This is a genomic window from uncultured Xanthomonas sp., assembly GCF_964278005.1.
Classification (GTDB): Bacteria; Pseudomonadota; Gammaproteobacteria; order Xanthomonadales; family Xanthomonadaceae; genus Xanthomonas_A; species Xanthomonas_A sontii.
The window spans coordinates 14,216-33,856 of sequence record NZ_CAXYKF010000014.1 but is presented as its reverse complement, the minus strand read 5'-3'; the positions used below and the strand labels follow the sequence as shown (position 1 = coordinate 33,856).

15 protein-coding genes are annotated in these 19,641 nt (G+C 71.4%); 7 read left to right on the top strand and 8 right to left on the bottom strand.

The features are described 5' to 3' along the window. Positions 1-23: 23 nt before the first annotated feature. On the bottom strand, positions 24-623 hold the full coding sequence (gene pdxH, locus ACHWVH_RS08335) for a pyridoxamine 5'-phosphate oxidase (protein ID WP_017910874.1): 600 nt from the start codon (positions 621-623) through the stop codon (positions 24-26). A gap of 133 nt (positions 624-756) precedes the next feature. On the opposite strand from pdxH, the gene ACHWVH_RS08330 reads away from it, so the two are divergent. After that, positions 757-1,299: a shikimate kinase gene (locus ACHWVH_RS08330; protein ID WP_017910873.1), complete on the top strand. Its 543-nt coding sequence runs from the start codon at positions 757-759 to the stop codon at positions 1,297-1,299. Next, positions 1,296-2,405 (top strand): 3-dehydroquinate synthase, encoded by a 1,110-nt coding sequence (gene aroB / locus ACHWVH_RS08325; RefSeq protein WP_394686980.1) that lies wholly within the window; start codon positions 1,296-1,298, stop codon positions 2,403-2,405. Before ACHWVH_RS08330 ends, aroB begins: the two co-directional genes overlap by 4 nt. Before the next feature lie 59 nt (positions 2,406-2,464). Here the strand turns inward: aroB and ACHWVH_RS08320 are convergent, their stop codons facing one another. After that, complete coding sequence (locus tag ACHWVH_RS08320) at positions 2,465-3,283, bottom strand: AraC family transcriptional regulator (protein ID WP_267122208.1); 819 nt, start codon at positions 3,281-3,283, stop codon at positions 2,465-2,467. 111 nt (positions 3,284-3,394) lie between these two features. Between ACHWVH_RS08320 and ACHWVH_RS08315 the strand changes: the two genes are divergently transcribed. Next, positions 3,395-4,420: an alpha/beta hydrolase gene (locus tag ACHWVH_RS08315; RefSeq protein ID WP_267099192.1), complete on the top strand. Its 1,026-nt coding sequence runs from the start codon at positions 3,395-3,397 to the stop codon at positions 4,418-4,420. Between the two features lie 70 nt (positions 4,421-4,490). Here the strand turns inward: ACHWVH_RS08315 and ACHWVH_RS08310 are convergent, their stop codons facing one another. The 5 genes from ACHWVH_RS08310 to ACHWVH_RS08290 all read right to left on the bottom strand — a co-directional run bounded on the left by ACHWVH_RS08310 (position 4,491) and on the right by ACHWVH_RS08290 (position 11,617). Further along, positions 4,491-5,936, bottom strand: coding sequence for an efflux transporter outer membrane subunit (locus ACHWVH_RS08310; protein ID WP_394686979.1), 1,446 nt, complete (start codon positions 5,934-5,936; stop codon positions 4,491-4,493). Beyond that, entirely contained in the window at positions 5,936-9,136 is a 3,201-nt protein-coding gene (locus ACHWVH_RS08305; protein WP_295923556.1) for an efflux RND transporter permease subunit, read from the bottom strand. The genes ACHWVH_RS08310 and ACHWVH_RS08305 overlap by 1 nt, the downstream gene beginning before the upstream one ends. Continuing rightward, positions 9,133-10,254, bottom strand: a complete 1,122-nt coding sequence (locus ACHWVH_RS08300) for an efflux RND transporter periplasmic adaptor subunit (RefSeq protein ID WP_295923559.1) — start codon at positions 10,252-10,254, stop codon at positions 9,133-9,135. The genes ACHWVH_RS08305 and ACHWVH_RS08300 overlap by 4 nt, the downstream gene beginning before the upstream one ends. A gap of 419 nt (positions 10,255-10,673) precedes the next feature. After that, complete coding sequence (locus ACHWVH_RS08295) at positions 10,674-10,997, bottom strand: cupin domain-containing protein (RefSeq protein ID WP_148827680.1); 324 nt, start codon at positions 10,995-10,997, stop codon at positions 10,674-10,676. After that, positions 10,994-11,617, bottom strand: coding sequence for a cysteine hydrolase family protein (locus ACHWVH_RS08290; protein ID WP_394686978.1), 624 nt, complete (start codon positions 11,615-11,617; stop codon positions 10,994-10,996). The genes ACHWVH_RS08295 and ACHWVH_RS08290 overlap by 4 nt, the downstream gene beginning before the upstream one ends. Positions 11,618-11,709: 92 nt before the next feature. Here ACHWVH_RS08290 and ACHWVH_RS08285 point away from each other — a divergent pair, with 92 nt between their 5' ends. From ACHWVH_RS08285 to mdtD, 4 genes are all read left to right on the top strand, one after another. Further along, positions 11,710-12,663, top strand: coding sequence for a GlxA family transcriptional regulator (locus ACHWVH_RS08285; RefSeq protein ID WP_394686977.1), 954 nt, complete (start codon positions 11,710-11,712; stop codon positions 12,661-12,663). 63 nt (positions 12,664-12,726) lie between these two features. Then, positions 12,727-12,981, top strand: coding sequence for a WGR domain-containing protein (locus tag ACHWVH_RS08280; protein ID WP_010344159.1), 255 nt, complete (start codon positions 12,727-12,729; stop codon positions 12,979-12,981). 10 nt (positions 12,982-12,991) lie between these two features. Then, a complete protein-coding gene (hemE, locus tag ACHWVH_RS08275; protein WP_267107060.1) occupies positions 12,992-14,059 on the top strand; it encodes a uroporphyrinogen decarboxylase in 1,068 nt (355 codons plus the stop codon). Between the two features lie 243 nt (positions 14,060-14,302). Then, positions 14,303-15,733 carry a multidrug transporter subunit MdtD gene (mdtD, locus tag ACHWVH_RS08270; protein WP_267092580.1) on the top strand — a complete coding sequence of 477 codons (1,431 nt, stop codon included), beginning with the start codon at positions 14,303-14,305 and terminating at the stop codon, positions 15,731-15,733. 250 nt (positions 15,734-15,983) lie between these two features. Here mdtD and ACHWVH_RS08265 read toward each other — a convergent pair whose 3' ends face one another. Then, positions 15,984-19,586: an ATP-binding protein gene (locus ACHWVH_RS08265; protein WP_394686976.1), complete on the bottom strand. Its 3,603-nt coding sequence runs from the start codon at positions 19,584-19,586 to the stop codon at positions 15,984-15,986. Positions 19,587-19,641: the final 55 nt, after the last annotated feature.

Here is a 19,641-nt window from a genome sequence, read left to right as displayed (position 1 = left end):
GCGGCAGGCGGGGCCGGCGCCGCTCACGGGAACAGCATCCGCTTGCTCCAGTGGCCGGCGGCGTCGGCCTCGTAGCGCCAGCGCTCGTGCAGGCGGTACTTGGCGCCGTACCAGAACTCGAAGCTGCGCGGCACCACGCGGAACCCGCCCCAGCCGTCCGGGCGCGGCACCTCGCGGCCCTCGAAGGTGGCCTCGGCCTTGGCCACGCGTTCCTCGAATTCCTCGCGCGAGGCCAAGGTGCGCGACTGCGCCGAGGCCCAGGCGCCGATCTGGCTCATGCGCGGGCGCGAGGCGAAATAGGCATCGGCCTCGGCCGCGGCGACCAGTTGCACCTCGCCGTCGATGCGCACCTGCACCCCGTCCTCGCGCATGCGCCGCCACAGGAACAGCAGCGAGGCCTGCGGATTGGCCTGCAGCTCGCGGCCCTTCTGGCTGTCCAGATGGGTGTAGAACACGAAGCCGCGCGCGTCGTAGGCCTTCAGCAGCACCACCCGCGACGACGGGCGCGCCTCCAGCGTGGCCGAGGACACGACCATGGCGTTGTATTCGGCCTCGTCGCTGGTGCGCGCCTCGGCGAACAGGTCGGCGAACGTGGACAGGGCTTCGGCGTAGAGATCGGGCATGGCGACAGGCACTCGGCGGACGATGCGCCATTGTCGCGCCATGCACCGCGCGACGCACGCTTCGCCGCGCAAGGCCCCGCGCACGCGCCTGCGCGGCGCGCGGGGCGGCACCGGCGTCTGCTAGCATCGGCGGATGAATCCCGCCCCCAACCTGGTGCTGGTCGGCCCGATGGGCGCCGGCAAGAGCGTCATCGGTCGCCGCCTGGCCGAGCGCTTCGGCCTGGTCTTCGTCGACAGCGACCAGACCATCGTCGAGCGCACCGGTGCCAGCATCGCCTCGCTGTTCGAGCACGCCGGCGAAGCCGGTTTCCGCGAGCACGAGCGCGCGGTGCTGGAAAGCATCCTGAGCACGCCCGGCCACCTGATCTCCACCGGCGGCGGCGCCGTGCTCAATGCCGACAGCCGCCGCGAGATGCGCGAGCACGGCTTCGTGGTGTACCTGCGGGTGGGCGTGGCCGCGCAACTGCAGCGCCTGCACCGCGACCGCAGCCGCCCGCTGCTGCAGCGTGGCGACCGCGAGCAGGTGCTGCGCGACCTGCACGCGGTGCGCGAACCGCTGTACCGCGAGGTCGCCGACCTGATCCTGGACACCGACCACTTCACCCCGGCCGAGGCCACCGCGCAGCTGGTCGTGCGCCTGGCCGCGTCGTGGAAACTTCCGGAACCCACTGCATGACCGCAGCATCGCGCACGGTCGAGGTCGCTGGCGACCCGGCCTACACCATCCACATCGGCCCCGGCCTGCTCGACGACGGCGCCGCCCTCGCCGCGCACGCGCGCGGCCGCCACGTCCTGCTGCTCAGCGACAGCCAGGTGGCGCCGCTGTATGCCGCGCAGGTTCGCAGCGCGCTGCTGGCGGCACGCCCGGAGTTGCAGATCGGCGACTTCGTGATCCCCGCCGGCGAGGCCTCCAAGACCCTGGACCACTTCGCCGCGGCGATCGCCGCGCTGGCCGCCCTGGGCGCCACCCGCGACGCCTGCGTGCTGGCGCTGGGCGGCGGCGTGGTCGGCGACCTGGCCGGCTTCGCCGCCGCCTGCTGGATGCGCGGCGTGGATTGCGTGCAACTGCCGACCACGCTGCTGGCGATGGTCGACTCCTCGGTCGGCGGCAAGACCGCGGTGGACATCCCGCAGGGCAAGAACCTGGTCGGCGCCTTCCATCCGCCGCGCGCGGTGCTGGCCGACACCGCCACGCTGCGCAGCCTGCCGCCGCGCGAACTGCGCGCGGGGCTGGCCGAGGTGATCAAGTACGGCGCCATCCGCGATCCGCTGTTTTTCGAATGGCTGCATGCCGAACGTCGCGCGCTGCTGGCCGGCGAGCCGGCGGCGCTGGCGCAGGCGATCGCGCGCAGCTGCGAGCACAAGGCCGAGATCGTCGCCCGCGATCCGCTGGAAAAGGGCGAGCGCGCCCTGCTCAACCTCGGCCATACCTTCGGCCACGCCATCGAGACCGAACAGGGCTACGGCGCCCCGGACAACCCCAACCTCAACCACGGCGAAGCGGTGGCGGTGGGCATGGTGCTGGCCGCCGAACTGTCGGCGCGGCTGGGCATGGCCAGCGCGCAGGACACGGCGCAGCTGCGCGCGCTGCTGCACGACTTCGGCTTGCCCACCGCGCTGCCGGCCGGCCTGGCGCCCGAGGCGCTGCTGGCGCGCATGCGGCTGGACAAGAAGAACCTGGCCGGACGCCTGCGGCTGGTGCTGTGGCGCGGCATCGGCCACGCCGAGATCGTCCCCGACGTGGACGAGGCCGAAGTGCTGGCGGTGCTGGCCGCCGGCTGAGCGCGCAGGCCGCCGAGCGCGTGTCCGCGCGCGCCCGGCCACCCGCGACTGCCCCCCGCTCAGCGCGCCTGCCGCCACGCGCGCGGACTCTGCCCGACCTGCGCCTTGAACACACGCGACACCGCGGCCTCGCTGCCGTAGCCCACCTCGTCGGCAAGCTGCTTCAGCGGCCGTCCTTCACGCAGGCCGCGCTGCACCAGGGCGATGCGCCAGTCCTGCAGGTATTGGCCCGGCGTGCACCCGAGCGTCTCGCGAAAACTGCGCGCGAACGCACTGCGCGACATGCCGGCACGCGCGGCCAGGCTCTCCAGCGTCCACGGCTGCGCCGGGGCGTCGTGGATACCGATCAGCGCCAGCCGCAGCCGCGCGTCGGCCATGCCGGCGAGCATGCCGCCATCGGCCAGCCCCTGCTCCATCAGTTCGCGGATCACGTGTACCAGCACTACCTCGAACAAGCGATTCAACACCGCCTGGCGCCCGCAATGCTGCGCGAACGCTTCCTCGAACAGCAGGTGCAGCAGCGTCTCACCCTGGCGCAGCGCGTCCAGCGGCAGGCAGATGCAGGCCGGCAAGGCGCGCACCAGCGGATTGGCCGCACCGCCGCCGAAGCGCAGGTGCGCGCAGGCGAAATCCGCACCGCGTTGCGCATCGGTCTCGAAGCGGTGCGGCATGGCCTGCGGGTACAGCAGCAGGCTGGGCCGGTCGATCCGCAGCACGCTGCCATCGCCGTTGTGGACGACCACGCTGCCTTGGCGCAGCAGGTGCAGTTGCCCGCGGTCGCCGTCGTCGAGCCGGTGCAGCCCGCACAGCGTGCCAGCGTGGAAGACCTCGGCGCTGACCGAGAAGTGGGTCAACAAGGCGGCCAGGCGATCGGCCATTTGGCACTACAGGTAAAGTTTTAAGGACGATTTACCACCTATCGTATCGCATTGGCGCGCAAAGTCACTCCTGTCGCCGGCACACCGCCCGGCATGTCCCAGGAAACCGCCATGAAGACCCTGCTTCCCTTGCTCGCCACCTCGATGCTGGCCGGCGCGATCGGCACCGCCACCGCCGCAACGCCGGCCGACCAGCCCGCGCCGTTGCGCCCGGTCGCGACGTTCCTCGATGCGCTCAACGGCAGCGGCGGCAAGCCGATCGAACAGCTCACCCCGTCGCAGGCGCGGCAGGTGCTGCGCGATGCCCAGGCCAATACGCCGTTGCCGCCGGCCGAGGTCAGCCGCACCACCATCCAGGCCGACGGCAAGCCGCTGAACCTGGTGATCGTGCGGCCGCCGCACACGGACGGCCAGGTGTTGCCGGCCTTCATGTTCTTCCACGGCGGCGGCTGGGTGCTGGGCGACTTCCCGACCCACGAACGCCTGATCCGCGACCTGGTCAACGCCTCCGGCGCGGTGGCGGTCTATGTGGACTACACGCCGTCGCCGGAAGCGCAGTATCCGGTCGCCATCCACCAGGCCTATGCCGCCACCCGCTGGGTCGCCGAGCATGGCGCGCAGATCGGCGTGGACGGCAAGCGCCTGGCACTGGCCGGCAACAGCGTCGGCGGCAACATGGTCGCGGCCGTGGCGCTGCAGGCCAAGGCGGCCGGCACCCCGGCGCTGCGCTACGACCTGATGCTGTGGCCGGTGACCGACGCCCGCTTCGACGATGGGTCGTACCAGCAGTTCCAGAGCGGCTACTTCCTCACCCGCAACATGATGACCTGGTTCTGGGACAACTACACCACCGATCCCAAGGCCCGCGCCGAGATCACCGCCTCGCCGCTGCGCGCCACCCCTGCGCAACTCGCCGGCCTGCCGCCGACACTGATCCAGACCGCCGAGCTGGACGTGCTGCGCGACGAGGGCGAAGCCTTCGGCCGCAAGCTGGACCAGGCCGGGGTGACGGTCACGGTGACCCGCTACAACGGGCTGATCCACGATTTCGGACTGCTCAATGCCCTGCGCGACGTGCCGGCGGTGCGGACCGCGATCCAGCAGGCGGGCGACGGCCTGCGCGAGCACCTGAAGTAAGCGCAGCACCGGCGGCACGTCAGGCAGCGCGTCCTGGCTGCGGCGTGCCGCCCTACCCGCCCCAACGCACTCAGGGCTGGGCGCGCTCCAGCGACGCGTCCCCGCCCAGGGTGCGATACAGCGTCACCCGATTGGTGGCCGCGGTCAGTTCCACCGCGACCAGACTGCGCTGCGCGGCGTAGTAGCTGCGCTGCGCATCCAGGTTGGACAGCGCGCTCTCCACGCCCTCGCGGTAGCGCTGCGCGCTGGCGTCGTAGGTGTTGGCGGCATCGGCGAGGAGCGCGCGCTGCGCCTGCACCTGCGCGTCGATGGTGCCGCGCCGGGCCAGGGCATCGGCCACTTCGCCGAAGGCGGTCTGCACGGTCTTTTCGTAACCGGCCACCGCGGCATCGCGCTGCGCCTCGGTGTAGCGCACATTGGCGCGCGCCGCGCCGCCATCGAACAGGGTGTAGGCGACGCCGGCGCCAAGCGATGCGGTGCGCGCGTCGTGGGTGAACAGCTGCGACAGCGCGGTGCTGGTCAGGCCCAGCAGGCCGCTCAGGCTGATGCTGGGAAACAACGCGGCACGCGCCGCACCGATCTGGGCGTTGACCGCGCGCAGTTCGTATTCGGCCTGCACCACGTCGGGCCGCCGCAACAGCACGCTGGTGTCCAGGCCGGCTGGCGGATCGCCGATGCTGGCCGCGACCTCCTCGATCGAACCCGGCAACAGCGCCGGATCGACCGGAGCGCCCACCAGCAACTGCAGCGCATTGACGTCCTGCGCCAGCGCCGTGGTCTGCGCGGCCAGGTCGGCCTGCGCGGCATGCAGCACCTGGTTGGCCTGGTCCAGGTCCGAGTGCGGCACGATGCCGCCGTCCACCCGCTGTGCGGTCAGCGCCACGCTGGCGCCGGCGCTGCGCACGGTGTCCTGCGCGAGCGTCAGCAGGCTGCGATCGCTGGCATAGGTCAGCCAGGTCGTGGCGATGTCGCCGACCAGGGTCAGGCGCGTGGCCCGGGCCGCGGCTTCCTGTTCCAGGTAGCGCTGCTGCGCGGCCGTGCTCAGTGCGTGCAGCCGGCCGAACAGGTCGAGTTCGAACGCGGTGACGCCCACCCCCAGGTCGTAGTTGCTGGCATAACCGGCAGCCGGCGCGGCCGCTGCGCTGCCGCCCTGGGTCGTGTCGTTGGCCGGCGCCGCGCCCTTGCCGCGATAGGAGCGCGTGTAGGTCGCGCTGGTCCCCACCTCCGGCAGCAGGGCCGCGCGCTGGATCCGGTACTGCGCGCGCGCCTGGGCGATATCGGCGAGCGCGATCCGCAGGTCGCGGTTGTTGTCCAGCGCCTGCGCGATCAGCGCCTGCAGCCGCGGGTCGGCGAACACTTGCCGGTAGCTCAGCGACGGCAGCGTGGCCTCGTGCTGCGCCAGGTAGGCGTCGCCCACCGGCCACGACGGCGGGATCGGCGCGGCGGGACGCACATAGGCCGGGGTCAGGCTGCACGCCGACAGCAGACACGCGGCGCCAAGCGCGAGCGCGCGCATCAGGCCGGCTCCGGCAGCGTCGGCGCCGATGGCGGCGCGGTGCCGTTGCGACGTGCGCGGCGGCGCGCCAGCCACTCGGCCATCGCGATGTGGAAGGCCGGGGTCAGGTACAGGGTCAACGCCTGCGAGAACAGCAGGCCGCCGACCACGGCGATGCCGAGCGGGCGCCGCGCCTCGGCGCCGGCGCCGAAACCCAGCGCGATCGGCAACGAGCCCAGCACCGCCGCCAGGGTGGTCATCATGATCGGGCGGAAGCGCACCGTGGCCGCTTCCAGCATCGCCGCACGCGGCTGCTGCCAGCGTTCCTCGCCCGAGCGCTCCAGGTCCAGCGCGTAATCCACCATCATGATGCCGTTCTTCTTGACCAGCCCGACCAGCAGGATCAGGCCGACGAAGCTGAAGAGATTGAGCTCCTGGCGGAACAGCACCAGCATCAGGATGGCGCCGAACCCGGCCAGCGGCAGCGAGGTCAGGATGGTGATCGGGTGCAGCGCGTTCTCGTACAGGATCGCCAGCACGCCATAGATCAGCAGCACGGTGATCAGCAGCAGCATCGGCAGCGTCTTCATCGAATTCTCGAAAGCCTGCGCCGAGCCGGCGAACTGGCCGCTGATGGCGCGCGCGTCGTCCTTGCCCAGGGTCTGCGCCATCAGGTTGCCGATGCCGGCGGCGGCCTCGCCCAGCGACACGCCCGGCGCCAGGTTCATCGACAGCGTCACCGCCGGCAGGCCGGCGTAATGGTTGATCGCCACCGGCCCCACGCCCATGCGCACGTCGGCCACCGCGCGCAGCGGCACCATCGGACCGCCGGCCGCGGTCAGCACCGCACTGGTGCCGGAGCTGCTGTTGGAGGTCTGCGTGCCGATCGCGGTGATGCCGGGATTCTGGTTGCCGTTGAACGACAGTGCATCCAGGCCGTTGAGGTCGGCCTGCGCCGCGGGATCGACCTGCAGCAGCACTTCGTACTGATCGGTGTCGCCGTAGATGGTGCTGATCTTGCGGCCGCCGTAGGCGCTGGCCAGGGTGTCCTGCAGGCCGGCGGCGGTGACGCCCAGCGCGGCGGCCTGTTCGCGGTGCAGCACCACCTCGATCTCCGGGTTCTTGAGCTGCAGGTCGCTCTGCGGATCCTGCACGTCGCGCAGTTGCCGCAGGCGCTGCAGGATGCTGTCGGACTGCGCGTACAGCGCCTTCTGGTCGGTGGACTGCAGCACGTACTGCAGCGACCCATTCGAGGCCGTCGGCCCCATGTCGATCGCCGGCGGATTGCGCATGTTGAGGGTGATGCCCTGGATCGCGGCGACCTGCTTGCGCACGTCCTGGATCACCTCCTCGGCGCTGCCGCTGCGCTCGGACAGCGGCTTGAGCCCGATCAGCAGGCGCCCGCTGTTGCTGAGCGAATTGTCCGAGCCGATCACCGACTCCACGTTGGCCACGTTGGGATTGCGCTGGATGATCTTCACCACCGCCGCCTGCTTGGCGACGAAGTCGGCGAAGGCGGTGCCCTCGGGCACGCGGGTGTCGCCGTCGATCTTTCCCGAATCCACCTGCGGGATGAAGCCCTTCTCGACCACGGCGTAGACGCCGGCGGTGCCGACCAGGGTGGCCACGCCGATGACGCACATCAGGCCGATGCGCTCGGTCGCCCAGGCCAGCGAGCGCGCGTAGCCGCGTTCGCTGGCTTCGACCAGCCGATCGAAGCGCTCGAACACCCAGCCCGTGCTCTTCTTCGGGTCCAGCCAGCGGCTGGCGAGCATCGGCGTGAGGGTCAGCGAGACGATGCCGGACAGGATCACCGCGATCGCGATCACCATGCCGAACTCGGAGAACAACCGCCCGACCAATCCGCCCATGAACACGATCGGCAGAAACACCGCCGACAGCGACACGGTCATCGACAACACGGTGAAGCCGATCTCGCGCGAGGCGGCGATGGCCGCGTCCATCCGGCTGGCGCCCTGCTCGGCATGGCGGACGATGTTTTCGATGACCACGATGGCATCGTCCACCACGAAGCCGACCGACAGGGTCAGCGCCAGCATCGAGATGTTGTCCAGGCTGAAGTGCAGCAGGCGCATCACCGCGAAGGTGCCGATCAGCGAGGTCGGCAGCACCAGCGCCACGATCAGGGTCGCCATCCAGCTGCGCAGGAACAGCAGGATCACCACGATCACCAGCACCAGCGAGCCGACCAGGGTCCACTCCACGTCCTCCACCGAGGCGCCGATGTAGTCGCCGCGGTCGTAGAGCACGTCGAGCTGCGCGTCGCCGGGCAACTGCGCGCGAATCCCGGGCAGCGCCGCCTGGATGCCCTGGGTCACCGACAGCGTGTTGGCGCCCGGCTGGCGGTGGATGTTGATCTCGATCGCGCGCTGGCCGTTGAGCGAGGCGGCGGTCTGCAGGTTCTCGACGCTGTCCTCGGCATGGCCGACGTCGCGCAGGCGCACCGGCGCACCGTCCGCGTAGCTCAGCACCATGGCGTCGAAATCGGCCGCGCGCTTGAGCTGGCCGTCGGCGCGCACGGTGTAGGACCGCGCGCGCCCCATCAGTGTGCCGGCCGGCGCGTTGCTGTTGCCCGCCTGCACCGCCGACACCACCTGGTCGAAGCCCAGGTGGCGGGCGGCGAGCAGGTGCGGATTGACGAACAGGCGCACCGCGTACTTCTGCGCGCCGTTGACATCGATCTGGCCGGCACCCGGCACCGAGGCCAGGCGCAGCGCCACGCGGTCCTTGGCGAACTGGTTGAGCAGCGGCAGCGCGATGGTCTTCGAACGCAGGATCAGGTGCATGATCGGCGCGGCGCTGGGATCCTCCTTCTGGATCTGCGCGGGGTTGATCTCGCGCGGCAGCAGGCCGGCCGCCTGCGACACCGCGTTCTGCACGTCCTGCGCGGCGGCATCGACATTGCGGCTCAACGCGAACTGCAACACGATGCGGGTACTGCCGACGCTGCTGGTCGAACTCATCGTGTCCAGTCCGGGCAGGCCGCTGAACTGGCGCTCCAGCGGCGTCGCCACGGCCGCGGCCATGGTCTCGGGATTGGCGCCGGGCAGCGACATGTTGACGGTGATGGTCGGGAAGCTGACGTCGGGCAGCTCGCTGACCGGCAGCGCGAAGTAGGCCATGCCGCCGGCCAGCACCAGCGCGATCATCAGCACCGAGGTCATCACCGCGCGGCGGATGAACAGCGCCGACAGATTCACGCAGGCCGTCCGGTCGCCGCCGCGGTCGGCGTGGCGTGCGGGTTGCCGGATTGCACCGCGGTGCCGTCGCGCAGTTCGTTGGGCACGGTGAGGATGACGCGATCACCCGCGCGCAGGCCCTTGGCGATCACCGCCTGCCCGTCGACCATCCGCGCCACGGTCAGCGGCCGCGACACGGCATGGCCCTCGACCACGCAGTACACGTACGGCCCCTGCTGTCCCTGCTGCAAGGCGCTCTCGGGCACCGACAGCGCCTGCGGGTCCTCGGCCAGGATCACCCGCACGGTGACGAACTGCCCCGGCCACAGCGTGGCGCCGGCGTTGGCGAAGCGTGCGCGCAGCTCCAGCGTGCCGCTGCTGGTGTCGAAGGCATTGTCGAGGAACGCCACCTCGCCGCGCTCGAGCAGCGTGCCGTTCACCGCATCCAGCGCAAGTACCGGCAGCCCCAGGCCCTGGTGCCCCAGCGGCGCGGCGCGCACCGCATCGACCTGCACATGCGCCAGCGCGAAACGCACTTCGATCGGCGTGCTGACGTTGAGCGTGACCAGCGCGGTGCTGGACCCGCTGGACACCAGGTTGCCCGGCTTGACCGCGATGGCGCCGGCGCGGCCGTCGATGGGCGCGCGGACCTGGGTGTAGGCCAGCGACAGCTGCGTCTGCTCGACCTGCGCCTGGTCGGCGGCGACGGTGCCGCGCAGCGAGCGCAGCGTGTCGGCCGCGGTGGTGTAGGTCTTGGGATCGACCGCGCCGGTCCTGGACAGCTTGGCGTAGCGCGCCTCGGTATCGGCCGCATCCGCCGCCAGCGCCTGGTCGCGGGCCAGGGTGGCGCGCGCCTGCGCCAACGCCGCCCGCAGCGGCCGCGGATCGATGGTGAACAGCAGTTGCCCGGCGTGGACCTGCTCGCCGTCATGGATCAGCACCGACTGCAGCACCCCGTCGGCCTGCGCGCGCACCTCCACGGTCTGCGGCGACAGCAGCGTGCCGGAGGTCTCGATGATGTCCGGCACCCGGTGCGGCGCGACGGTCATGGTCTGCACGCGCAAGGGCTCGGGCGCCGGCGCGGGCTGCTGGCGGTGTGCGCGCCAAACCCAGCCGCCGAGGATCAGCAGGCACAGCACCGCCAATCCGGCGAAGACAGTGACCCGACCCAGGCCGCACGCCCTGCGTGGCGTTTGATAAGCGCTCGCGCGACGACGTGGCGCGCGCAACGACATGACGTCGTCGGAAATGGCAGCAGGCCGCGCGGGATCCCGTCCCGCGCCGACCTCGGGGTGCTGCCCAGGGAACCGCCCATTGCTCTGGCTTCGCATACCGGCCGCGTCCGCACTCGTGGTGAATGGCGATGCCGTGACACCAGGATCTCTGTGCGCACGCAGCGGCATAGCCTGTCCCAATGACGCCAGATCGCCAGTGATGGCTCCGTGATAGAACGCACATCAGAACGCGCAGTGTGCGTCGCCCTGTACACGCGTCATCGACGGCGGCACGTCCCGGGCGCTATCGAAGCCCCCGCCGGTCAGGAGCGGATCCCGAACGCTCACGGACTGCCGTCGCGCTCCACCACCAGCACCCGCGCCGGACCCTGCGGGTGCGCCACATGCTCGGTGCCTTCCGGCGCATGGAACACGTCGCCGGCTTGCAGCAGCGCCGCCTGCTCGGTGCCGTGCGCGCGCCAGCGCATCTGCACCTGCCCATCCAGCACCACGAATACTTCCGCCCCGTCGTTGACGTGCCAAACGTACGATTGGTCGGTCCAATGGATGCGCACGCCGATCCCGTCCAGCAGCGCCACCGGCAGCGCCTCCCAGGCGCGGCTGCCGGTGAACTCGCGCGCACGCAGCACCCGCGGCATGCCGCTCATGCCAGGTCCCGCGCGCGGCGGTTGGACTGCAGCACGTTGTCGCGCGGCAGCGGCTGCCCTGCCTGCACTGCCGCGATCCACTGCGCGGTGTCGGCGACCGCGGCGAAGTTGCTGTGGAACACCACCCCGAACACCCGGTGGATCTCCTCGGCGCTGGCCTGGCCGGCGGCGTTTGCATACGGCAGTGCGCCGCTGGCGTCGCCCAGCACTTCCACCGCCAACCCGCGGTGGAAGGCCTCGTACACGGTGGAGGCGTTGCAGTTGTGGGTCATGTAGCCGGCCACGGTCAGGGTGTCGATCGCCTGCGCCTGCAGCCAGGCGGCCAGGTCGGTGTCGGCGAACACGCTCGGCCGGGTCTTGCGCAGCAGACGCGCATGCGGCCGCGCGGCGACCTGCGGGTGCAACGCCCAACCGGCGCTGCCGTCGGCGAACGCCGGTGCCTGCGCCGGCGCGGTGTGCTGCACCACCAGCACCGGCACGCCGTGCGCCTGCGCCGCGTCCATGGCCTGCAGGATGTTGGGCAACGACTGCGCCACCGGCGGATGCGCGATGGGCAGTGCGCCATCGAAATACTCGTTCTGGACATCGATGACCAGCAGGGCGCGGCGGGGAGAGGACATGCGGTGGCTCCAGGGCGAAGAGGCGGCCAGTGTCGGCGGCCGGAGGCGCGGCGACGAGTGGCCCGAAACACCGTTTTCGCTAAAATCGGGCCATGTCGCCGCATCGCCTCGCCGTGGTCGCCTTCGATCGCATCAGTCCCTTCCACCTGGCGGTGCCCTGCCAGGTCTTCGAAGCGCGGCCGGACACCGACCTGCCGGCCTTCGACCTGCGCGTGTGTGCCGCCGAGCCGGGACTGCTGCGCACCGATGCCGGCTTCGCCATCCAGGTGCAGCACGGCCTGGAGGCGCTGGACGACGCCGACACGGTGATCGTGCCGTCCTGGCGCGATGCCGCCGAGCCGGCACCGGCGGCGCTGTGCCAGGCGCTGCGCCGCGCCCACGCCGCCGGCGCGCAGGTGGTCGGGCTGTGCCTGGGCACCTTCGTGCTGGCCGATGCCGGCCTGCTCGACGGCCGCCCCGCCACCACCCACTGGGCGGCGCTGGCGCGCTTCGCGCAGCGCCACCCGCAGGTGCGGCTGCAGCCGGACGTGCTGTACGTGGACGACGGCGACGTGCTGACCTCGGCCGGCACCGTCGCCGGCATCGACTGCTGCCTGCACCTGGTGCGGCGCCGCCACGGCGCCGATGTCGCCAACCGCATCGCCCGGCGCCTGGTGGTGGCGCCGCACCGCCAGGGCGGGCAGGCGCAGTACATCGAACAGCCGCTGCCGGCCAGCCGCCGCGACGCCCAGTTGGGCCCGACCCTGGACTGGATGCTGCAGCGCCTGGACCAGCCGCTGCGCCTGGACGCGCTGGCCGCGCACGCGCGGATGAGCCGGCGCAGCTTCACCCGGCAGTTCCGCCAGGTGACCGGGACCACCGTGGTGCAGTGGCTGGCGCACCAGCGCCTGGTCCGCGCCCAGCAATTGCTGGAAAGCACCGACCTGGCGCTGGAGCGCATCGCCGCCGACTGCGGCTTCGGCAGCGCCGGCGCGCTGCGCCTGCAGTTCACGCGCGACCTGGGGTTGCCGCCGTCGGCGTATCGCCGCGGCTTCCGTGCCGGCTGAGCGGCCGCTGCGTTCCGCCGACCGGGCCACGTCGCCTGCACCGGCACCCGCTACAATCGGCGCATGCGCGTCTTCCTCCAGCAACGCCCCGACGGCAACGAGCCGCCACGCTACCTGCAGCTGACCCTGCAGCCGGACCTGCTCGGCGGCTGGGAACTGTTGCGCGAGAGCGGCCAGATCGGCGGCCGCGCGCAGCTGCGGCGCGAGCTCTACCTGCAGCAGGAAGACGCCAACGCCGCCTTCGAGAAAGCCCGCGACGCCCAGCTCAAGCGCGGCTTCCAGGTCATGTTCACCCGTGGCGCCGACGCGCCGCGCTAAGGAATCCCCCATGCTCAAGAACGACCGCCTGCTGCGCGCGCTGCGCCGCGAGCCCGTGGACCAGACCCCCGTGTGGCTGATGCGCCAGGCCGGGCGCTACCTGCCCGAGTACCGCGCCACCCGTGCCCGCGCCGGCAGCTTCCTGGCCATGGCCAAGACCCCGGAACTGGCCTGCGAAGTGACCCTGCAGCCGCTGGCGCGGTTCCCGCTGGACGCGGCGATCCTGTTCTCGGACATCCTCACCATTCCCGATGCGATGGGCCTGGAGCTGTACTTCGTCGAAGGCGAAGGCCCCAAGTTCCGCCACCCCGTGCGCGACGCCGCGGCGATCGCCCGGCTCGGCGTGCCGGACATGGAAACCGAGCTGCGCTACGTGATGGACGCGGTGCGGGTGATCCGCCGCGAACTGGACGGCAGCGTCCCGCTGATCGGCTTCTCCGGCAGCCCCTGGACCCTGGCCTGCTACATGGTCGAGGGCGGCGGCAGCGACAACTACGCGCGGATCAAGGCGTTGGCGCTGAACGAACCCGCGGCGCTGCACCAGCTGCTGTCGGTCAACACCGACGCGGTGATCGCCTACCTGGCGGCGCAGCGCGCGGCCGGTGCGCAGGCGCTGCAGGTGTTCGACACCTGGGGCGGCGTGCTGAGCCCGGCGATGTACCGCGAATTCTCCCTGCCCTACCTGCAACGCATCGCCCGCGAACTGGCGCGCGGCGACGGCGCCGAGCGCACCCCGCTGATCCTGTTCGGCAAGGGCAATGCGCCCTACCTGGAAGAGCTGGCCGGCTCCGGTGCGGAAGGTGTGGGCGTGGACTGGACCATCGACCTGGCCGACGCCGCGCGCCGCACCGGCGGCCGCGTCGCCCTGCAGGGCAACCTGGACCCGGCGATGCTGTACGGCGCGCCGGAGGCGATCGACCGCGAAGTGCAACGCGTGCTGCGCAGCTATGCCGACGGCAACGGCGGCTCGCTGGATGGCCACGTGTTCAACCTGGGCCACGGGCTGTCGCCGGACATGCAGCCGGAGCATGTCGGGGCATTGGTGGCGGCGGTGCAGCGGCATAGTCGGCGCGCTTAAGAGCCGGGATTGGGGATTAGGGATTGGGGATTCCAGTCTCGCGCACGGTCGGCGATCTGACCGTGCGCTCGATCTCTTGCGCTTTCGCGTAGGAGCGGCTTCAGGGCGCCGTCCATACCTGCGTCGACAGCGCTGATCGCTGAGTGCGCGCTGCATCGCAAGCGCGCAACGCGCGCAACTGCACGACACGGCGACGCGATCTGCGCGATCCTATCGCCCCCCTCGCGTCGCCCCTGCGTGCCGATGTCCGCGCCCTCCTCCGATCCGATCGCCGTTCCCGACGCGCGTAGTTTCCGTCCGCTGCTGTGGCTGGTGTCGCTGGCCATCTTCATGCAGATGCTGGATGCGACCATCGTCAACACCGCGTTGCCGGCGATGGCGCGCAGCCTGGGCGAGAGCCCCTTGCAGATGCAGTCGGTGGTGTTCAGCTACGCGCTGGCGGTGGCGATGTTCATTCCCGCCTCCGGCTGGATCGCCGACCGCTACGGCACCCGCCGCACCTTCCTGGCCGCGATCGTGCTGTTCACCCTCGGCTCGCTGCTGTGCGCGGCGGCGCCGCGGCTGCCGTATCTGGTGGCCGCGCGGGTGCTGCAGGGGATCGGCGGCGCGATGCTGCTGCCGGTAGGCCGGCTGGCGGTGATGCGCTCGGTGTCGCGCGCGCAGTTCCTCAGCGCGATGAGCTTCATCGCCATCCCCGCGCTGATCGGGCCGCTCGTTGGCCCGACCCTGGGCGGCTGGCTGGTGCAGGTGGCGTCCTGGCACTGGGTATTCCTGATCAACCTGCCGATCGGCGCGATCGGCTTCGCCGCCGCGCTGAAGATCATGCCGGACTTCTACGGCGAGCAACGCACCCGCTTCGACCTGATCGGCTACGCGATGCTGGCCTTCGGCATGGTCGCGCTGTCGCTGGCGCTGGACGGCATCTCCGAGCTGGGCCTGCGCCACGCCTTCGTGATGCTGCTGGCGATCGCCGGGCTGGCGGCGCTGATCGGCTACTGGCTGCACGCGGCCAACGCGGCGGCGCCGCTGTTCCCGCTGCATCTGTTCAAGGTCGCCAGCTTCCGCATCGGCATCCTCGGCAACCTGTTCTCGCGCGTGGGCAGCGGCAGCATGCCGTTCCTGATCCCGCTGCTGCTGCAGGTGGGCCTGGGCATGAGCCCGATGAACGCCGGGCTGATGATGATCCCGGTGGCGCTGGCCGGCATGGCCTCCAAGCGCGCGGCGGTGAAGCTGGTGGAGCGCTTCGGCTACCGCCGCGTGCTGATGACCAACACCGTGCTGGTCGGCACCGCGATGGCCAGCTTCCTGCTGTTCGACGCCGGCCAGCCGCTGGGCTGGCGGCTGCTGCAGCTGGCGCTGTTCGGTGCGGTCAACTCGCTGCAGTTCACCGTCATGAACACGGTGACCCTGCGCGACCTGGACCGCGACCAGGCCAGCGCCGGCAACAGCCTGCTGTCGATGGTGATGATGCTGGCCACCGGCTTCGGCGCCGCGGCGGCCGGCAGCCTGCTGGCCGCGTTCAACACCCATCTCGGCGACACCCACGGCGCCACCGCGGCGCTGCATGCGACCTTCGTCTGCGTCGGCGCGATCACCCTGACCTCGACCCTGATCTTCTGGCAGCTGCCGGATACGCGGCCGCTGCCGAAGCAGGTGGAGGAAGTGGCGGAGTGAGGCCGGGACCCGGGACCCGGGACCCGGGACCCGGGACCCGGGACCCGCAAAAGCCTAGAACGGAGCGCTTTTGGCTGTAAGGGCGAAGCCGCTCCTGTAGCGACACCGCACCGCACACCGGCTACGTGCGCTCGCCGTTGCCGCCGCTCTCTCCGGGTCCCGGGACCCGGGACCCGCAAAAGCCTAGAACGGAGCGCTTTCGGCTGTAAGGGCGAAGCCGTTCCTGTAGCGAAACCGCACCACGCACCGCCTACGTGCGGTCGCCGTTGCCGTCGCTCTCTCCGGGTCCCGGGTCCCGGGTCCCCGGTCCCGGCTTCCCTTCCACCGCATCGGCCAGCATCTCGCCCGTCACCGGCTTGCGCAGGAATCCGCTGAAACCGGCGGCACGCGCCTGCGGCTCGGCGTCGGCGTCGGCACGGGCGGTGACCGCGATCAGCGGCATGCCGTAGCCGAAGGCGCGCAACTGCCGCGCCAGCGCCAGGCCGTCCAGGCCGGGCAGGTCCAGATCGAGCAGGGCGATGTCGAACGTGCTGGCCGCCGCTTCGGTCAGCGCGGCCAGCGCGTGCGCGGCGTGGGTGACGTGGTGGCCGCGTGCGCGCAGCAGGCCGCCGACCACTTCGGCCACGGTCGGATCGTCTTCGACCAGCAGGATCCGCCGCGGCGCCGCGGCACTGGCGGACGCGCGGGCGTCGCGTGGCGCCTGCGGCAGCGGCTCGGGCACCCACGGCAACGGCAGGTCGACCACGAAGCGCGTGCCGGCGCCGAGGCGGCTGCGCAGTTCGATGCGCCCGCCCATCGCCACCGCCAGTTCCTGGCTGATCGCCAGGCCCAGGCCGCTGCCGCCGTAGCGTGCGGCGGTGCGCGGCCCGTCGGCCTGCTCGAAGCGCTGGAACAATCGCGCCTGCTGTTCGGCGTTGATGCCCGGCCCGGTGTCGGCGACCTCGAAGCGCACGCCCTGCTGCGGCTGCAGCGGCGCCACCCGCAACTGCACGCTGCCGTGCTCGGTGAACTTGATGGCGTTGTTGAGCAGGTTCAGCAGGATCTGCCGCACCCGCGTGGCGTCGCCGCGCGCGGTGACCTGCGGCGGCATGGCGTTGTCCAGGGCGAACACCAGCCCGCGGCTGCGCGCCATCGGCCCCATCATCGCCTCCAGTTCGGCGATCAGCCGGCCCAGGTCGAACGGCTGCTGTTCCAGTTCCAGGCGCCCGGCCTCGATCCGCGCCAGGTCCAGCGCATCGTTGACCAGGCGCAGCAGGTGCGAGCCCGCGTCGCGAATCGATTCGGTGTAGCGGCGCTGCCTGGTGTCCAGCGGCGTGGACAGCAGCAGTTCGCTCATGCCCAGCACCCCGGTCATCGGCGTGCGCACCTCGTGGCCGAGCGTGGCCAGGAAGCGGGTCTTGGCCAGCGAGGCCTGCTCGGCCACCTCCTGCTTGTGCACCGCCAGTTGCCAGGCGGCGCGCCGGCGCAGCCGCCGCCGGTACAGGTACGCGAGCAACCACAGCGCCAGCACCGCCAGCACCGCCAGCCCGGCGATGCCCCAGGGGCTGCGCCACCACGGCGGCAGGACGCGGAAGTGCAGACTGACCACGTTCGACCAGACCTTGTCGGCGGTACGCGCCTGCATCTCCAGGGTGTAGTGGCCCGACGGCAGCCGCGAGAACAGACGCTCGCCGCTGGCGCCCACATCGACCCAATCCGGGTCGTAGCCGCTGAGGCGGAAGCGGTAGGTGTTGGCGTCGGTGTCGGAGAACGACAGCAGGCGCGCGACCACGTGCAGATCGCGGTCGCCTTCCTGCAGCACGATGCGGTCGGCATGCAGCAGGTCCAGCCCGCGCTCGCCGCGGCGCACGCCGATGCGCTCGATCACCAGCGGCGGCTGCCGCCGCGACGGCACCACCTGCGACGGCTCGAACAGCACCACGCCGTCCGGGGTGCCGCCGAGGATCTGCCCGCTGCGCGCCTGCACCAGGGTACGGATCTGGAACTCCTGGTTGGGCAGGCCATCGTGCACGCCGTAGGAGCGGATCGCCTTGCTCGCCGGATCGACCCGGATCAGCCCGCGCACGCTGCTCAGCCAGGCCACGCCGCTGGCATCGACCACCAGGCCGTTCGGCGCCAGCGCCGGGAACTCCTGTTCGGCGTCGATGCGGTCGAGCAGGCTCAGCCGGCTGCCGTCCCACAGATAACGCTCCAGGCAGCCGACGCTGGCCAGCCAGACCACGTTGCCGTCGCTGATCGCCAGGGCGCTCAGCGGGCGCTGCGGTGCGCCGGGCACCGCTTCGAACCGCGCGCGCTCCGGGCTCCAGGCGAGCAGGCCGTGCTGCCCCAGCAACCAGGGCTGGCCCTGCGGCCCGAGGCTGGCCTCCTGCACGGTCAGATCCGCAGGCAGGCCGGCGCTTCCCGGCGCCATGGTGCGCAGCACGTGGCCATCGAGGTCGCGCACCTGCACGCCGGTGATGTCGCTGAAGATCCAGACGTGGCGGTCGCTGCTGAAGACGATCCGATCCACCTGGTCCATCATCGGCGCATCGGCCCCGGCGTCCTTGCCCCAACGCCGGACCTCGCCGCTGGCCGGGTCGTAGCGCAGCACCGCCCCCGCGGCCGCCGCCCACAGCCGGCCCTGCGGGTCTTCGGCGATCGCCCGCGCCCAGTCCAGACCGAACATCGCGCGCATGTGCCGATGCACGGCGCCGGTGGCCGGATCGAGCTTGTCCAGCACGCCACGCGTGCCGGCCAGCCACACGCCGCCGTCGCGGGAAGCGGCGGTGGCCAGCACGTAGGGGTTGCCCATCGACTCCGGGTCGTCCACCCGATAGGACAACACCGAGAACTGCTGCCAGTTGGCCGGCAGGTGCCACAGCCCGGCATTGCCGCTGGCGAACCACAGGCCGCCCTCGCGATCCTCGAAGGCCAGCGACCAGTTCGGCTTGACCAGCCCGTGCGCGGAATTGCTGTACAGCGGCACGTTGCGGATCACCCCGGACTCGCTCTCGCGGCCCAGCCCGTCCATGGTGTCGAACCAGCGCGTGCCGTGACGGTCGTGGACCAGCATGCCCAGCACGCTGTCGCCGGGCATGTTGCGCCAGTACGGCTCCACCACGCTGGCGTCGGCGCGCAGCAGGCGCACCCCGCCCAGGGTGGAAACCCACAGCGTATCGTCGCGCTCGGGCGTCAGCCCCTGCACTTCAGGCCGCGGCAGCGCGTCGGCGGCGACGCGCCGGAAATCGTGGCCGGTCCAGCGCGCCAGGCCGCCGCGGGTGCCCACCCACAGGGTGCCGTCCGGCGTGGTCGCCAGATGGGTGACGCTGGCCGAAGGCAGGCTGCGCGCGTCGCCGGGGATCGGCATGAAGCGGCGCAGGCGGCCGTCCGGCTGCAACCGATGCAGGCCGCCGGCGGAGGTCCCGAACCAGACGCTGCCGTCCGGCGTGGACGCGATGGACCACACGGTGGTGGAGCCGATCTGCGGATAGGTGCTGCGATCGTAGTAGCGGAACTGCCGGCGATCGGCCGAGAGCATGCCCAGGCCGGCGCCGTCGGTCCCGAACCAGACCCGGTTCTGCGCATCGACGTGCACCGACCAGATCTTGTTGTGGTGCAGGCCGTCCTCGATCCGCCAGATGCGGTAGCCGCGTCCGTCGAAGCGCGCCAGGCCGTCGCTGCTGGCCAGCCACAGGTAGCCGAGCTTGTCCTCGGCGAAGCCATTGATGCTGTTGGACGGCAAGCCGTCGGCCACGGTCAGTTGGCGCGGCTGCGGCGTCGGCGGCACTGCCGCGCCGGCGACCGCGGACCACGCCAGCAGCAGCCATCCCAAGATCCGTCTCGACCGCATCGCCTTTGTCTCCCCGACAGGCATCCGTCCCGCGCCACCGACGCCATCGTCGGCGATAAGCGCCGGCGCTGGCAACCGC

Excerpts from the sequence above, each read along its gene's own strand:
- pdxH (WP_017910874.1), bottom strand. The coding sequence starts at position 623 with ATGCCCGATCTCTACGCCGAAGCCCTGTCCACGTTCGCCGACCTGTTC.
- ACHWVH_RS08330 (WP_017910873.1), top strand. The coding sequence starts at position 757 with ATGAATCCCGCCCCCAACCTGGTGCTGGTCGGCCCGATGGGCGCCGGC.
- aroB (WP_394686980.1), top strand. The coding sequence starts at position 1,296 with ATGACCGCAGCATCGCGCACGGTCGAGGTCGCTGGCGACCCGGCCTAC.
- ACHWVH_RS08320 (WP_267122208.1), bottom strand. The coding sequence starts at position 3,283 with ATGGCCGATCGCCTGGCCGCCTTGTTGACCCACTTCTCGGTCAGCGCC.
- ACHWVH_RS08315 (WP_267099192.1), top strand. The coding sequence starts at position 3,395 with ATGAAGACCCTGCTTCCCTTGCTCGCCACCTCGATGCTGGCCGGCGCG.
- ACHWVH_RS08310 (WP_394686979.1), bottom strand. The coding sequence starts at position 5,936 with ATGCGCGCGCTCGCGCTTGGCGCCGCGTGTCTGCTGTCGGCGTGCAGC.
- ACHWVH_RS08295 (WP_148827680.1), bottom strand. The coding sequence starts at position 10,997 with ATGAGCGGCATGCCGCGGGTGCTGCGTGCGCGCGAGTTCACCGGCAGC.
- ACHWVH_RS08290 (WP_394686978.1), bottom strand. The coding sequence starts at position 11,617 with ATGTCCTCTCCCCGCCGCGCCCTGCTGGTCATCGATGTCCAGAACGAG.
- ACHWVH_RS08285 (WP_394686977.1), top strand. The coding sequence starts at position 11,710 with ATGTCGCCGCATCGCCTCGCCGTGGTCGCCTTCGATCGCATCAGTCCC.
- ACHWVH_RS08280 (WP_010344159.1), top strand. The coding sequence starts at position 12,727 with ATGCGCGTCTTCCTCCAGCAACGCCCCGACGGCAACGAGCCGCCACGC.
- hemE (WP_267107060.1), top strand. The coding sequence starts at position 12,992 with ATGCTCAAGAACGACCGCCTGCTGCGCGCGCTGCGCCGCGAGCCCGTG.
- mdtD (WP_267092580.1), top strand. The coding sequence starts at position 14,303 with ATGTCCGCGCCCTCCTCCGATCCGATCGCCGTTCCCGACGCGCGTAGT.
- ACHWVH_RS08265 (WP_394686976.1), bottom strand. The coding sequence starts at position 19,586 with ATGCCTGTCGGGGAGACAAAGGCGATGCGGTCGAGACGGATCTTGGGA.